The sequence below is a fragment of the Erwinia psychrophila genome (assembly GCF_039023475.1).
Classification (GTDB): Bacteria; Pseudomonadota; Gammaproteobacteria; order Enterobacterales; family Enterobacteriaceae; genus Erwinia.
Genome location: NZ_JBCHVB010000006.1, coordinates 24,356 through 37,514 on the forward strand (window position 1 = coordinate 24,356; position 13,159 = coordinate 37,514).

Sequence of the window (13,159 nt, forward strand, 5' to 3'; positions counted from 1 at the left end):
CGCTGCAACCGCTTACCTTACCTGCCCGGACCCCGCTTGCACACGGGCATCAATCTGATTTCTCCTGGTGGCCGCCGTTACGCTGACTGAGCGCTCGGGTCACGGCACGAAGCAACGGCGGCACATCCAGCGGCGGCAGCACGACGTCGACCAGCGAGAAGCGGGAAGTCTGCCCGATTACCTTCATTACCTCAACCAGCTGCACGCCCTGAGTGACGCGCCAGCTTTGTGCCTGGCCATCCTGACTCAACGCATGCGGTAACCGGCTCCAGTCCCAGTCGGCTATATCATTGTAGCGTTGATGTTCACCGTGAATAGCACGTTCGACGGTATACCCACCATTATTCAGGATAAATATGACCGGTTTCAGCTTATCGCGCAGCATCGACCCCATCTCCTGTACCGTCAGCTGCGCTGAGCCATCACCGATTAGCAAGATGACTCTCCGTTCGGGGGCGGCTTTCATCGCACCGTAAGCGGCGGGCAAGGTAAATCCAATCGATCCCCACAGCGGCTGGCTGATAAACGTAACCCGGTCTGGCAGACATAGCGCAGCCGCGCCAAAGGCCGCCGTACCCTGGTCGGCCAGCACGATATCGCCAGGGCGCAGAAAATCCTGGAGCGCTTCCCAGAAGGTGTTTTGCGTCAGCGTATCGGAAACTTCATGAACCAGGGGAGGAGGATCAATAAGGATTTGCGGCCACCGGCTGACGTGACGTCGGGCACGCCGGTGAAGGATTTTCACTGCTTCAGCCATAGGCAGGCTGGGGAAAACCCTCTTCCCTATCCGGCTGCTATGCAAACCTATATCGATGTTTTTATCACTTGCGATTTGATGCGTGAAGCCTGCGGTAATGGTATCGGTGTAGAGCACGCCCACGGTAATAATCGCCTCCGCGTTCTCGATCATCGCCTGGGTTGCTCCTGCGCTGGCGGTGCCAGCGTAGGTGCCCGCGAAGCCGGGCAACTGCTCACAGAGTACGCCTTTCCCCATCAGGAGCGTGGCAAACGGCATCGGCACCTCGGTCAGTAACTGGCACAGTGGTGCTTTCTGCCCGGCCCGGTCGGCCAGAAAATCCGCCAGCAGCGACACGCTGTGTACAGAGGAGAGGATCTCTTCAACGGCGGCCGCAAACGCACCGGCTGAAGAGGTATCTCCGTCCCGTGCGGGTGTAAAGGGGGCGTCAGGCGAAGGGATCATCGCTTCAGCCACATCGCTGGGCAGGGAGAGGTAAACGGGACGGCGTAACTGCAGCGCCGTTTCCAGCAGCCGGTCAATTTCTCTGGCCGCATTTTCGGCGGTAAGGGTAGCCTGCGCGACCGTGACCTCCTGGTACATGCGTATAAAGTGGCTATAATCGCCATCTCCCAGCGTATGGTGCAGCAGCAGGCCCTCCTCAGCCGCCGCTGAAGGTGGCGCACCGACAATATGGATGACGGGCAGATACTCCGCAAAGCTCCCGGCCACGCCGTTCAGCGCACTCAGCTCCCCAACGCCAAAGGTGGTAAGCAGCGCCGCTGCGCCATTACAGCGGGCGTAGCCATCGGCCGCATAGGCGGCATTCAGTTCGTTGGCACACCCCACCCAGCCGATGTCGGCACGATCGATTACCCGGTCAAGAAACTGCAAGTTGTAGTCGCCGGGCACGCCAAACAGATGGCCGATACCGGCGTCTTCCAGACGCGAAAGCAGATATTCTCCAACGGTAATAAGCGACATAGCCTGTTCCTCACTCTGGAAATAGTGAGTAAAGTATTGCCGATATTTTTCACTGCGTTAGTGACCTGCTTTCCCGCTACTGGCAAGGCAACGTTACGCTTCAGAATTTTCTTCAAGTTGAGATCCTCCGCCCGAATCCATTCTGTGTAACCGTATACACTGCTATGCTTCCTTTACTCCCCCCTCCCTACTGCACAGGATTTATCTATGATTTATCAGGCAGATACAAAACGTTATCAGCGCATGCCTTACCGAAGATGTGGGCGAAGCGGGCTCAAGCTCCCCGCCATTTCACTGGGGCTGTGGCACAACTTTGGCGACAGCACCCGGGTGGATACCAGTCGCGACCTGCTCCGCCACGCTTTTGATAACGGTATCACTCATTTCGATCTGGCCAATAATTACGGTCCGCCACCCGGATCGGCAGAAGAGAATTTTGGCCGTATCCTGCGCGAAGATTTTCTGCCCTACCGTGATGAGCTGATTATCTCTTCAAAAGCGGGCTATACCATGTGGGACGGACCCTATGGCGACTGGGGTTCGCGTAAGTATCTGATTGCCAGCCTGAACCAGAGCCTGAAACGCATGAATCTGGACTACGTGGATATTTTTTATCATCATCGTCCGGATCCGGAAACGCCGCTGGAAGAGACCATGATGGCGCTGGACCATATTGTTCGCCAGGGCAAGGCGCTCTACATTGCGCTTTCAAACTATCCGGCACAGCGTGCGCAGGAAGCTATCACTATTCTCAAAGAGCTGGGCACTCCTTGTCTTATTCACCAGCCGAAATACTCCATGTTCGAACGGACGCCTGAGGAAGGGCTGCTGGATGTGCTGACGGAAGAAGGCGTAGGCTGCATCGGCTTCTCACCGCTGGCGGGCGGCGTGCTGACCGATCGCTATCTGAATGGCATCCCGGAAGACTCCCGGGCGGCCAGCGGCAGCAAGTTCCTCAGCGGCGATCAGCTGACCGCAGAGAAAATGGAGAAGGTACGTCAGCTTAACGAACTGGCGCAGCAGCGCGGACAGAAACTTTCCCAGATGGCGCTGGCCTGGATCCTGCGCGGCGATCGCGTGACGTCAGTGCTGATTGGCGCCAGTAAAACCAGCCAGATCGATGATGCTACCGGGATGCTCGCCAACCGCGAATTCAGCCAGGCTGAGCTGGATCGCATCGACGCGATCCTTGCCTGAACAATGCCCGCCGCCTTCTGCGGCGGGCATCTTACGGATAAATCTCAAATCTCCTTCCGGCCCTTCCCGCAGCGCGCTTTTCAGACTCCGCCAGGCGAAACGGCAGCGATCTCTTTATAATCTCGATCCCACAGCGGTACAGCAGTGCCGCTGATAAGGAGATCCAATGAAAGCTTTATTATTTATTGCCGCATTGCTGGCAAGCTTCACCCCGTTGGCGATGCACACAGCACAGGCCGACAGCGCAAGGATCACTCTGGCTCCCGGTATCACCCTGCATCTGGGCGATCGGGATCATCATGGTCGCTACTGGGACGGTGGTCACTGGCGCGATGCCCGCTACTGGCGCAATCACTACCGGTACAATCAGGGCCGCTGGTGGCGTCATGAACAGTGGCAGCGTCATCAGGAGATGCGTCGCCAGCATGAATGGGAGCGCGAGCGCAGATGGCACCAGCGGGAACGTAAGCGGGCATGGCACCATCATGAACGGGAGCGTCATCACCATCGCGGTCATCATCACTGACAATCAAAAAAGCCGACGCAGAGTCGGCTTTTTTACGCAGCAGAAACAGGGCTATATCGACATGCCCATCGCCATCGCGACCAGCAGATAAAAGTTAAGCGCCACCACCACCACTACGATAACTTTCCCCACCGTTTGCATCAGCCTTGAGTTGACCATATCGCCCATCAGCTCAGCGTTTCCGGTAAAGACCAGCAGCGGCACCAGCGCCAGCGCAATGCCAAAACTCAGTAAGACCTGGCTCATAACCAGGATACGCGTTGGCTCCCAGCCGGCCATAATCACAATAAAGGAAGGCAGCATGGTGATCACCCGGCGCACCAGAAGCGGAATATGGATGTGGATGAAGCCCTGCATCACGACCTGGCCTGCCATCGTCCCGACCACCGTTGAAGAGAGGCCCGCCGCCAGCAGGCTCAGCCCAAAGACCAGCGCTGCCGCCCGGCCCAATAGCGGATCCAGGGTTATCCAGGCCTCGTTCAGATCGGCTATGCCACTATGACCGCTGAAGTGAAAGGCCGCAGCCGCCGTCGCCATCATCGCCAGATTGACAAAGCCGGCGATGGTCATGGCTATCGCCACATCCAGCTTGGTCGAGGAGTAGCGCTCCGCACGCGAGCCGCTAGCTGAACTCTGGGTCAGCGAGGAGTGCAGATAAATCACATGCGGCATAATGGTCGCACCCAGCACGCCAGCGGCCAGCAGGACCGCATCAGGCCCCGGCAGCGAAGGCACCGCCATTCCCTGCAGCAGATCGACCACCTTGGGCTGTGAGAAGAAAAGTTCAATTACGTAGGCGGCGGCCACAAATAGCAGCAGGCCACCAATAACCAGCTCAAGCGGTTTCTGCCCCCGGCTTTGCAGCATCAGGATCAGGAAGGTCACCACGCCGGTCAGCACAGCACCCTGCAGCAGGCTTACGCCGAAGATAAGCTTGAAACCGATCGCCGCGCCGATAAACTCAGCCAGATCGGTCGCCATCGCAATAATCTCCGCCTGCACCCAGTAAAACCAGACGGCAGGACGCGGGAAGCGGTCACGTATGTGCTCAGCCAGGTTTTTGCCGGTGGCAATACCCAGTTTGGCGGACATCAGCTGGATGACCATCGCCATCACATTCGCCCAGACCACCACCCACAGCAGCTTATAGCCATAAGAGGCCCCGGCCTGAATATTGGTAGCAAAGTTGCCGGGATCGATATAGCCGATAGCCGCAATGAAGGCTGGCCCCATTAGCGAGAGCTTAATTTTACGTGAACCGCGGACCCTTGCTTCCGTGGCACGGCCTTCAAACATAGTGATACCCCTGATCGTAACTGTCTGACCCATTCTCTTTTAAATGAGAATGATTATCAAGTTCGCCTGAATGGATGGTAGCTATCGTTGTGATAGCTAAAGCTAACAAGTATAGCAAAGGCTATATTATGAGATACGGTACGTCACGCCCGTAAACCCGGCAACCTTTTTCACTTTAGGTGATAAAATAAGCGTCTACAAGGGAGAAGAGATGTTTAAACTTTGACAGGATGTGAGCAAATCGTGAAATCTGAGGCCTGAGCCGATAGGTAATTGTTATATTGAGGCATAGATCTCGTTTTTCCGCTCTTTGTTACATAGAATGTGCAGCGAAATATAACAGCCTTCAAATTTGGAGCAATCATGTCCCGCATTTTGCATTTTGCTTTGGCGCTGGTGGTGATCACCCTGTTGGCCTTACTGGTCAGCAAGGATCGCAAAAACATTCGCGTACGTTTTATCATACAGCTTCTGGTCATTGAGGTTCTTCTCGCCTGGTTCTTCCTGAACTCGGAAGTGGGCCTTGGATTCGTACAGGGATTTGCGGGTCTGTTTGACAAGCTGCTTGGTTTTGCCGCCCAGGGCACAAACTTCGTCTTCGGCAATATGAGTGATAAAGGACTTGCCTTCTTCTGGCTCAATGTCCTCTGCCCTATCGTCTTTATCTCCGCACTGATTGGTATTTTACAGCATTTCCGCATTCTGCCTGTTGTCATTCGCTTAATCGGAACAGTACTGTCAAAAATCAACGGTATGGGTAAGCTGGAATCTTTTAACGCGGTAAGCTCGCTGATTTTGGGACAGTCAGAAAACTTTATCGCCTATAAAGATATTCTCGGCAAAATGTCCGAACGTCGCATGTACACCATGGCCGCGACCGCCATGTCCACCGTTTCTATGTCTATTGTCGGCGCCTATATGACGATGCTGCAGCCGAAATATGTGGTCGCCGCGCTGGTGCTGAACATGTTCAGTACCTTTATCGTTCTCTCACTGCTTAATCCTTATCGCATCGAGCATGAGGACGATCTGAAGCTGGACAACATTAAAAAAGGACAGAGCTTCTTTGAGATGCTGGGCGAATATATCCTGGCAGGTTTCAAGGTTGCGGTCATTGTCGCCGCCATGCTGATCGGCTTTATCGCGATTATCTCTGCGGTGAACGCGCTGTTTGATACCCTGTTCGGCATCAGCTTCCAGGGCGTGCTGGGTTATGTCTTCTATCCGTTTGCCTGGATGATGGGCGTCCCTTCCGCAGAAGCGTTGCAGGTTGGCAGCATCATGGCCACCAAGCTGGTTTCAAATGAGTTTGTGGCGATGATGGACCTGCAAAAAATTGCCGGAACGCTCTCACCGCGTGCGGAAGGCATTCTCTCTGTCTTCCTGGTTTCCTTCGCTAACTTCTCCTCAATCGGTATCGTTGCCGGTGCGATTAAGGGCGTGAACGAAGAGCAGGGTAACGTTGTTTCCCGCTTCGGGCTTAAGCTGCTGTACGGCGCCACGCTGGTCAGCGTACTCTCTGCATCTATTGCGGGCCTGGTACTGGGCTAATCCCCTTCCCCGGTCACATATAGCGTCTAAGGCGAACCTCATGAGGTTCGCCTTTTTTATGCCCGTGGCGACCAGAAGCTGCTCGTCTCAGGCTGAAGGACGCCAATACAGACCGACGCAGACAGCTAACGCACGCACTTTCAGAATTAGCGCGACAGAAGGCACAGTGAATGCAGCAGGAACAGGACAGCGTTTAAAAAGGATAATTAATTTTGCCGGACGGCGAATGAACAGAAGAAGTGATTGGTGGAGATAAGCGGGATCGAACCGCTGACCTCTTGCATGCCATGCAAGCGCTCTCCCAGCTGAGCTATACCCCCACAACAAAAAACCGGTTTTTCGCGCCAAATCGTCTGGTGAAAATTTGGTGGAGATAAGCGGGATCGAACCGCTGACCTCTTGCATGCCATGCAAGCGCTCTCCCAGCTGAGCTATACCCCCGAGCCGAAAAACCTTTGTCGTCTTGACGGCGGGGATAATATGAAACGGCGCCGCTGGTGTCAACGGCAAATTGCCAATCTGCGGTCAACCGCTGAAAAAGCCGCCAGTGCGCTGAAGAAATAGCTCTTTAGCGGATTTTTTCGTTAGCAGAAATCCCCTGAGGAGAGCGCTTAAGGGGAATAAAATGGCGCTGTGACATAAATTTCACAACAATGTGGCTACACCCACCATACGTGCCAGGCAATGTTGTAAATAAGCAGTTAATTAGTGCGCTAATTAAACTTGTTTTTGTTAATTTCTCGTGCAAAACTGCCCGCGCTTTTGAAGGCCGACCCTTGCCAGCGCTGGATGCGTGTCTGTTCCGTGCGGTGAAGTCGGCCATTTTATTTTAACAATTACTACACCAGAAACAGAGCTACTATGTCCTTGCATTCACCTAAAGAAATCGCAGCGATCGCTATTCAGTCAGGCGTCGCAAAAAGTCTACACTCTATTTCCACTCTGCTTATCCTTGGTTTTATGGCGGGCGCTTTCATCGCCACCGGCTTCCTGTTGGATCTGCACGTTATCAATAAACTGCCTGCTGACTGGGGCTCCTTCGGCGGCCTGCTGGGCGCGGCGGTGTTCCCGGTAGGGATTATTCTGACGATCCTGGCCGGCGGTGAGCTGCTCACCGGCAATATGATGACGATGCCAGTAGCCTGGTTCGCCCGCCAGATCAGCGGCTTAAGCGTCCTGCGTAACTGGTTCTGGATCACCATCGCTAACTTCCTTGGCAGCATTGCCGTTGCCTGGTTCTTTGGCCACATGCTGGGCATGACCGAAGGCGACTATCTGAAGAAAACCGTTGCTATTGCGTCAGCGAAAGTTAACGCTGATTTCCTGCACTCATTTATCTCCGGCGTCGGCTGCAACTGGCTGGTTTGCCTCGCGGTATGGCTGGCCTTCGCCAGTAAAGATATGATGGGCAAAATCTTCGGTATGTGGTTCCCGGTTATGGCGTTTGTGGCGATCGGCTTCCAGCACGTCGTGGCAAATATGTTCATTATCCCTGCGGCGATTTTCGCGGGTGAGCTGACCTGGATGCAATATCTGCCAAACTTTGTTGCCGTCTTCTTAGGCAATACCGTGGGCGGTGCTGTATTTGTTGGCCTGGCCTACTATATGGCCTACCGGCCTCAGGTGCAGGTAGCTCCGGCGTCACGCTAATCGTTTTCCCTCTGTCGTTCAGGCAGAGGGTTCTTTCCCCACCGCGCATTATTCCTTTCTTCGCCCTTCCTGTTACTGGTTCCTGTTAGTTGTTCAGTCAACAATTTGCTGTAATATGTTCGTGTTACGTACAACGGCAAAAAGGAATTGCATGATGAAAAAGGAATGGTTAACGCCAGAAGAACTGGCGCAGGAAACGGGTTTCAGTCGTCAGACCATTAATAAATGGGTCAAGAAAGAACAATGGACGACCGCCCCCAAGCCCGGCGTACAGGGCGGAAAAGCGCGAATGATCTTTATTGATGAACGCGTGAAGGCTTTTCTTAAGTCTACCCGGCATGCCGCCGAGCCCATCGCCACCTATCGGGTCACACAGAATTCACTCCCCGCTCTGCTTATGACCTCTCTTCAGCAGATGAGCGCCGACGAACAGGAAAAGTTGTACTCATTGCTGTTACGTGAAGGTATACAAGGGCTACTGACGCGGCTGGACATCACCCGAGGCGAAAAGTAAAAACTGGCCCTGAGGGACAATGCCAGTCATTTACTGACTGGCATTGTTTTTAGAGAAGAGAAAGAAAGTCAGGTTTACTGCTGTGCTTCACGCGCCGCAATATAACCCAGCGCTTTCTCAATTCGCGCCACCGAACGGCTTTTGCCAATCGCATGGACGGTCACGTCGAGTCCAGGTGACTGCCCTGCACCGGTCACCGCAACGCGCAGCGGCATGCCCACTTTGCCCATTCCGACTTCCAGCTCATCGGCTGAGGCCTGAATAGCGGTATGAACGTTCTCAGCCGTCCAGTCGGTAATACCGTTAAGTTTATCCCGCACTACTTCCAGCGGCTGGCGGGCAACGGGACGGAGATGTTTTTTCGCCGCATCCGCATCGAACTCGTCGAACTCTTCATAGAAATAACGGCATGAGGCAGCCATCTCTTTCAGCGTTTTGCAACGTTCACCCAGCAGCCTGACCAGCTGCGCCAGCTCAGGACCGGTGCGGGTATCAATTTTTTCCTGCTCGATATGCCATTGCAGCTGCGTCGCCACATATTCCGGCGCCAGCGTATTGATGTAGTGATGGTTCAGCCACAGAAGCTTTTCGGTATTGAATGCGCTGGCGGACTTGCTGACGGCATTCAGATCGAAAAGTTTTTTCATTTCATCAATGCTGAAAATCTCCTGATCGCCATGTGACCATCCCAGACGCACCAGATAATTCAGCAGCGCTTCCGGTAAATAGCCATCGTCGCGATACTGCATGACGCCAACGGCACCGTGGCGTTTGGAAAGCTTTTTGCCGTCGTCGCCCAGGATCATTGAAACGTGCGCGTAAACGGGCACCTGAGCGCCTATCGCTTTCAGGATATTAATCTGGCGAGGCGTATTGTTGATATGGTCTTCACCGCGGATGACATGGGTGATTTCCATATCCCAGTCATCGATCACGACACAAAAATTATAGGTCGGTGAACCATCCGTACGGCGGATGATCAGATCGTCAAGCTCCTGGTTGCTGAATTCAATCGGCCCACGGATCTGGTCATCGAAAATTACAGAACCTTCCTGCGGATTACGGAAGCGAACCACGCAAGGTTCATCATCAGCATGGTGTTCATGGCTGTCACGGCAGTGACCGTCATAACGGGGCTTTTCATTATTGGCCATCTGCGCTTCACGCAGCGCTTCCAGACGCTCTTTTGAGCAGTAGCATTTATAGGCCGTGCCCGCTTCCAGCATTTCATCAATGACCGCGTTATAACGATCGAAGCGCTTCGTCTGATACCAGGGACCTTCATCCCAGTCCAGGCTCAGCCAGTTCATACCGTCCATGATGGCGTCGATAGCTTGCTGGGTGGAACGCTCCAGATCGGTATCTTCTATACGCAGCACAAACTCGCCGCCTTGATTGCGGGCAAACAGCCAGGAGTACAGCGCGGTACGGGCGCCACCAACGTGCAGGTAGCCAGTCGGGCTGGGTGCGAAGCGGGTTTTGATTTTCATTAACAGCTGCCTTATTACGCTATCAGATTCGGCCATCGCCGGGGGAGGTCTGATAAAGACCTGAACAAAGTGGGCAACATTCTATCACCTGGGGACGAATCCTCAACGGCATTCCCCCGCTTACCTGTTGCCTTTGCCGGAAAACCCGGCGCGCCTTCCGCGTTTCTGCGCAAAACCCCAACATCTTGTTTAAAATTAAGACGAACGATCGTTTTCGTTTTAAAAAGCGTTGACTCATTTCCAGCGATCCCTATAATGCGACTCCACACAGCGGGGGTGATTAGCTCAGTTGGTAGAGCATCTCCTTTACACGGAGGGGGTCGGCGGTTCGAGCCCGTCATCACCCACCACTCTAAACAAGTGGCTCCGCAGTGTAAGCAGTACCCAAGAGTGTACAGAATGGGTGATTAGCTCAGTTGGTAGAGCATCTCCTTTACACGGAGGGGGTCGGCGGTTCGAGCCCGTCATCACCCACCATTCTGCACAACAGCTCTTAATGAAGTACCGAAGTGGGTGATTAGCTCAGTTGGTAGAGCATCTCCTTTACACGGAGGGGGTCGGCGGTTCGAGCCCGTCATCACCCACCACTTCGGGTCGTTAGCTCAGTTGGTAGAGCAGTTGACTTTTAATCAATTGGTCGCAGGTTCGAATCCTGCACGACCCACCAATGTAGAAAGGCGCCCTAAAGGCGCTTTTTTGCTATGCAAAATCGGCAGGATTCGGACCTGCAGCAGGTCGAGTCGACCAAAGGGAGACAGCGTTGCCGCAGGCAACGACCCGAAGGGCGAGGCTTTAGCCGGGTTATCCTGTACGACCCACCAATGTAGAAAGGCGCCCTAAAGGCGCCTTTTTGCTATGCAAAATCGGCAGGGTTCAGACCTGCTTGCATCTCCTTCCCCTTGTATTATTTTCTGTTACTCCTCATCAAGCGTCCCGCCCTCTATCCGATAACCCTACCGGACTGATTTAACGGAGAAAATAATGTCAACCATCATCAGCGCAACAGCAGCTGATTGAGGGCCAGATCCAGATGATTCAGGCGCAGATCGCCCAGGTTGAACAGCAGCAGGCGCAAAAGACGCAGGAAAAACAGGAAGCCTAAAAAGCAGTCTCACAGGGGATAATGGCCGACGGCGTTAACCGCCCAACTACGGTTAACGCACTGGAACTCTACATTTAGAAATCGGGTGAAATCTGCCGCTGCTGCGTCAGCAGAGCCGCCTGCTGCCGCACTTCCTGCCAGATAACCTCCGCCGCAGGCGTAAGAGATCGGTTTTTACGCCGCACCAGCATAATAGTGCGGTTGATTTCCGGCTCCATTCGCCTGACCAGCAGCGGCCTTCCCTGCGGCAGCGGCAGCGCCAGCGCGGGCAGAATGCTGATGCCGATCCCCGCTTCCACCATCGGATAAAGGGTTGCCGGATGCCCTATTTCCTGCACGATCTCCGCCTGCACCTGCTGCAAACGCAGCGCTTCATCAATCAGAACACGACTGCCCGACGCGTAATCCTGCAAAACCAGCGGGCGATGATTCAGCATTTGCCAGCGTATTGTTCGCGCCGAGGCCAGCGGATCGTCTTGACGGCAGAGCAGTAAAAAGGGCTCATCCAGAATCGCCTCACACTGCAAGTCCTCCGCCGCCAGCGGGCCAATAACAATGCCAAAATCGACTTCCGCATTGCGGATGCTTTGCAGAACCCACTGCTGTGGTCGATCGCGCAGCATGATTTTAATTTCCGGAAAGTGGAGCTGACTGGCGGCGAGGCACTGCGGCATCAGATGCGCCGAGATAGTCTGGCTGGCGGCCACTCTTACCGTGCCGCTTCGCTGCTGCCCGTAGCTGCGGACATCAAGCAGAGTTGTATTCAGCTCTTCCAGCATACGCTCAAGCCTGCTCGCCAGCTGCTCGCCCGCTTCAGTGAGGAGCACCTCCCGCGTAGTGCGGTCAAGCAGCCGGATCCCCATTTCACTCTCCAGCTCTTTGATGCTGTGACTGACCGCCGACTGGCTCAGCCCAATCAGCTGCCCTGCCTGACTGAAGCTGCCCTGACGGGCGACGGCGACAAATACGCGAAGTTGGCGAAGCGTGTAATTCATTTGATTCATTCATATATAAATTCAATAAATCAATTTTATTTCTAAACACGCCCGGCGCACAATAGGCCATCGATTTTTTAGCCGGATATTAACAATGCGCTTTCTTCGCCTCGACCCCATGATGGTTAAGCTAATACTGGTCGTGTTGCTGGCGACCTTTTTGCCCGCACGCGGCCATTTCGTGGCGTTTTTTGAATGGCTGACCATGGCCGCCATCGCCCTGCTCTTTTTTATGCATGGGGCAAAACTCTCCCGTGAAAAAATTATTGCTGGCGGCGGCCACTGGCGGCTTCACCTCTGGGTGATGTTCAGCACCTTTGTGCTTTTCCCCGCTATCGGCCTGCTGTTTGCCTGGTGGCATCCCCTGCCGGTCAGTGCCGATATCTACACCGGTTTTCTTTATCTGTGCATCCTGCCCGCCACGGTACAGTCCGCCATCGCCCTGACATCGCTGGCTGGGGGTAACGTTGCCGCCGCCGTGTGCAGCGCTTCGGCATCCAGCCTGCTGGGCGTGTTTATCTCCCCGCTGCTGGTCGGCCTGGTGATGGATATCCACAGCGATGCCGCCAATGGTGGCCTGGAGCAGATTGGAAAAATCATGTTGCAGCTGCTGCTGCCCTTCGTGCTCGGGCACCTTTCCCGCCGCTGGATTGCGGGCTGGGTGGAAAGGCATCGTGGGCTGATCGGCAAGACGGACCAGGCTTCCATCCTGCTGGTTGTCTATTCGGCCTTCAGTGAAGCGGTGGTGAACGGTATCTGGAGCCGGGTGGGCGCGGGAACACTTTTGTATATCGTGGCAGGAAGTCTGGGGCTCCTCTTTATTGTGCTGCTGATTAATCTGCTGGCATCCCGCCTGTTTGGCTTTAACCGTGCCGATGAGATCACCATTCTTTTCTGCGGGTCCAAGAAAAGCCTGGCGAACGGCGTCCCGATGGCGAACATTCTTTTTCCATCAGCGGCCGTGGGCATTATCGTATTGCCGCTGATGATCTTTCATCAGGTACAGCTGATGGTCTGTTCTATGCTGGCCCAGCGTTATAAAAACGCGGGACTGAAGCTGGCAGCAGAAGCGTCAGAGGAAGGTAAAACGACCACCAGTACGCCATCGCAGAAATAAA

General features: G+C 54.5%; 10 protein-coding genes, 6 tRNA genes and 1 other RNA gene. 11 read left to right on the forward strand and 6 right to left on the reverse strand.

Annotated features, from left to right (window positions below; genetic code table 11):
* Positions 1-49: 49 nt before the first annotated feature.
* Complete coding sequence (locus tag AAH446_RS14610) at positions 50-1,720, reverse strand: alpha-keto acid decarboxylase family protein (protein WP_342907420.1); 1,671 nt, start codon at positions 1,718-1,720, stop codon at positions 50-52.
* 207 nt (positions 1,721-1,927) lie between these two features.
* On the opposite strand from AAH446_RS14610, the gene mgrA reads away from it, so the two are divergent.
* Together mgrA and AAH446_RS14620 are read left to right on the forward strand one after the other, a co-directional pair.
* A complete protein-coding gene (gene mgrA / locus AAH446_RS14615) occupies positions 1,928-2,917 on the forward strand; it encodes an L-glyceraldehyde 3-phosphate reductase (protein ID WP_342907421.1) in 990 nt (329 codons plus the stop codon).
* 166 nt (positions 2,918-3,083) lie between these two features.
* The gene (locus AAH446_RS14620; RefSeq protein WP_342907422.1) at positions 3,084-3,443 is read left to right on the forward strand and encodes a DUF2502 domain-containing protein; all 360 of its coding nucleotides are present in this window, start codon (positions 3,084-3,086) and stop codon (positions 3,441-3,443) included.
* 51 nt (positions 3,444-3,494) lie between these two features.
* On the opposite strand, the gene AAH446_RS14625 is transcribed toward AAH446_RS14620, so the two are convergent.
* On the reverse strand, positions 3,495-4,739 hold the full coding sequence (locus AAH446_RS14625; protein ID WP_342907423.1) for an Nramp family divalent metal transporter: 1,245 nt from the start codon (positions 4,737-4,739) through the stop codon (positions 3,495-3,497).
* Positions 4,740-5,102: 363 nt separating this feature from the next.
* On the opposite strand from AAH446_RS14625, the gene AAH446_RS14630 reads away from it, so the two are divergent.
* The gene (locus AAH446_RS14630; RefSeq protein ID WP_342907424.1) at positions 5,103-6,290 is read left to right on the forward strand and encodes a NupC/NupG family nucleoside CNT transporter; all 1,188 of its coding nucleotides are present in this window, start codon (positions 5,103-5,105) and stop codon (positions 6,288-6,290) included.
* A 244-nt stretch (positions 6,291-6,534) separates the two neighbouring features.
* On the opposite strand, the gene AAH446_RS14635 is transcribed toward AAH446_RS14630, so the two are convergent.
* Both AAH446_RS14635 and AAH446_RS14640 read right to left on the reverse strand, forming a co-directional pair.
* Positions 6,535-6,610 (reverse strand) — tRNA-Ala (locus AAH446_RS14635).
* 45 nt (positions 6,611-6,655) lie between these two features.
* Positions 6,656-6,731: transfer RNA gene (locus tag AAH446_RS14640), tRNA-Ala, on the reverse strand.
* 420 nt (positions 6,732-7,151) lie between these two features.
* Here AAH446_RS14640 and AAH446_RS14645 point away from each other — a divergent pair.
* Positions 7,152-7,940: a formate/nitrite transporter family protein gene (locus AAH446_RS14645; RefSeq protein WP_342907425.1), complete on the forward strand. Its 789-nt coding sequence runs from the start codon at positions 7,152-7,154 to the stop codon at positions 7,938-7,940.
* A gap of 154 nt (positions 7,941-8,094) precedes the next feature.
* Positions 8,095-8,454: a YfeC-like transcriptional regulator gene (locus AAH446_RS14650; RefSeq protein ID WP_342907617.1), complete on the forward strand. Its 360-nt coding sequence runs from the start codon at positions 8,095-8,097 to the stop codon at positions 8,452-8,454.
* 74 nt (positions 8,455-8,528) lie between these two features.
* Here the strand turns inward: AAH446_RS14650 and gltX are convergent, their stop codons facing one another.
* Positions 8,529-9,944 (reverse strand): glutamate--tRNA ligase, encoded by a 1,416-nt coding sequence (gltX, locus tag AAH446_RS14655; RefSeq protein WP_342907426.1) that lies wholly within the window; start codon positions 9,942-9,944, stop codon positions 8,529-8,531.
* A 274-nt stretch (positions 9,945-10,218) separates the two neighbouring features.
* Between gltX and AAH446_RS14660 the strand changes: the two genes are divergently transcribed.
* The 5 genes from AAH446_RS14660 to AAH446_RS14680 all read left to right on the forward strand — a co-directional run bounded on the left by AAH446_RS14660 (position 10,219) and on the right by AAH446_RS14680 (position 10,765).
* A tRNA-Val gene (locus AAH446_RS14660) sits at positions 10,219-10,294 on the forward strand.
* Positions 10,295-10,345: 51 nt separating this feature from the next.
* A tRNA-Val gene (locus AAH446_RS14665) sits at positions 10,346-10,421 on the forward strand.
* A gap of 34 nt (positions 10,422-10,455) precedes the next feature.
* Positions 10,456-10,531 (forward strand) — tRNA-Val (locus AAH446_RS14670).
* Between the two features lie 4 nt (positions 10,532-10,535).
* Positions 10,536-10,611 (forward strand) — tRNA-Lys (locus AAH446_RS14675).
* A 29-nt stretch (positions 10,612-10,640) separates the two neighbouring features.
* Positions 10,641-10,765: non-coding RNA, RtT sRNA (locus AAH446_RS14680), on the forward strand.
* A gap of 355 nt (positions 10,766-11,120) precedes the next feature.
* Here the strand turns inward: AAH446_RS14680 and AAH446_RS14685 are convergent.
* Positions 11,121-12,041, reverse strand: a complete 921-nt coding sequence (locus AAH446_RS14685; RefSeq protein ID WP_342907427.1) for a LysR family transcriptional regulator — start codon at positions 12,039-12,041, stop codon at positions 11,121-11,123.
* Positions 12,042-12,135: 94 nt separating this feature from the next.
* On the opposite strand from AAH446_RS14685, the gene AAH446_RS14690 reads away from it, so the two are divergent.
* Positions 12,136-13,158, forward strand: a complete 1,023-nt coding sequence (locus AAH446_RS14690; protein ID WP_342907428.1) for a bile acid:sodium symporter family protein — start codon at positions 12,136-12,138, stop codon at positions 13,156-13,158.
* Position 13,159 lies beyond the last annotated feature (1 nt).